This is a genomic window from Mesorhizobium sp. M2E.F.Ca.ET.209.01.1.1 (genome assembly GCF_004010375.2).
Lineage (GTDB): Bacteria > Pseudomonadota > Alphaproteobacteria > Rhizobiales > Rhizobiaceae > Mesorhizobium.
In genome coordinates, this window is the sequence record NZ_SADP02001408.1 from 1 (window position 1) to 278 (window position 278).

At 54.3% G+C, this 278-nt stretch carries 1 protein-coding gene; it reads left to right on the forward strand.

Going from position 1 to position 278, the window contains the following annotated elements:
* Positions 1–94: 94 nt before the first annotated feature.
* Positions 95–278, forward strand: a 184-nt coding sequence (locus tag EN852_RS42105; protein WP_210238357.1) for a hypothetical protein, incomplete at its 3' end; no start/stop codon positions are given.

Genomic DNA, 278 nt, shown 5'->3' on the forward strand with positions numbered 1-278 from the left:
GAGAAAGCCAGCACGGCGGCGAGGGTGAGGATGGTCTTCTTCATTTTCCGTCTCCAGCATTTCCGTACATGTACGGCATGACGTACAGATACGGATGACGGGGGCGGAATTCAAGAGGGACTCTGTACGCGTACGTAAAATTTTTTCGAAAATGGGAATTGGCTGCGACGGATCAAGCGACCGGGACTTCGATCACGTCAGAAGTGATCAGCAGTCGACCGGTGTTTCGGTGAGCGGGGGAATGTCCTGCCCCGACAGCGAAGCCACCATGAAATTGC